This window comes from Cellvibrio sp. (genome assembly GCF_053579595.1).
The window spans coordinates 1-1,175 of record NZ_JBRFPI010000587.1; the positions used below are offsets into that span (position 1 = coordinate 1).

The window sequence follows — 1,175 nt, forward strand, 5'->3', positions numbered from 1 at the left end:
AACCCGCCAACCGTATTTTGAAGGGGTTGAGCATCGCGTGGTCGGTGATTTAACGGTTACTGACAACACCATGAATAACACGCTTTGGCTAGGTATTTATCCTGCGTTGGGTACAGAACATTTCGATTATGTCGCCGAAAAAATGGAAGAATTTTTTGGTTTGAATTTTTAACTGCTCATGAATCAGGACTCTACTAATCACACACTCACTAGCTATCAACCCGGTATAGCACTGGATGATTTGCAGTTGATTGTTACGCAAACGCCAACCGAGGTATGGGCGGCGTTGCGCAATCAACGTATTTTTATTACCGGCGGCACCGGCTTTGTGGGTTGTTGGTTATTGGAGGCGCTGCTATGGGCAAACGCACAACTGGATTTAAATCTCCACCTGAGTGTACTCAGCAGGGATCCCGCTGCGTTTACCACCAAGGCTCCGCATTTAGCAACGCATAAGATAGTGACTCTGATTCAAGGCGATGTCACCGCGCTAGATACAATCCATGAGCCATTTGATAGTGTGATTCATGCGGCTACTGATGTAGTAAAAACCGGTGACAATCCTACCACTACGTTCGACAACATCGTACAAGGCACACGGGCAACCTTGGCGCTTGCAAAGCGCACAGGCGCAAGTCGTTATTTATTGACCAGCTCGGGCGCAGTTTATGGTCGCCAACCGACAGCAATATCCCAAATCGCGGAAAATTATTCCGGCGCTCCCGACTCACTCGATATCAATAATGCCTATGGACAGGGTAAGCGTGTCTCCGAATGGCTCGCCCACAATTTTGCTCAACAGCACAATATCCAGGTAAAAGTTGCGCGCTGCTTTGCGTTGCTAGGTCCTTACCTGCCACTGGATGCACACTTTGCAGCGGGGAATTTTATTCGCGATGGACTCGACAATCGCACGATTGCAATCAATGGCGATGGCACTAGTAGCCGCTCCTATTTATACGCAGCGGATATGACGGTGTGGTTGTTAACCATGTTGATCAATGGCCGCTCCCAGCAAAATTATAATCTGGGTTCTGCGCAAGCCATTTCTATCAAAGCCCTGGCTGAAACCGTATCCGATATTATTTACGGTGAAAATAAAGTCACCATTGCCCGGCAACCGATTGCCAATTCTCCCGTCCAGCAATACGTACCCGATGTGAGCAAAGCGCAAC

2 protein-coding genes are annotated in these 1,175 nt (G+C 48.3%); both read left to right on the top strand.

Going from position 1 to position 1,175, the window contains the following annotated elements; translation table 11 throughout:
• Nucleotides 1-172, top strand: a 172-nt coding sequence (locus ACWA6V_RS21395) for a DegT/DnrJ/EryC1/StrS family aminotransferase (protein WP_449524375.1), incomplete at its 5' end; no start/stop codon positions are given.
• 6 nt (nt 173-178) lie between these two features.
• Nucleotides 179-1,175 (top strand): NAD-dependent epimerase/dehydratase family protein (locus tag ACWA6V_RS21400; protein ID WP_449524374.1); only part of this gene is annotated, 997 nt, incomplete at its 3' end.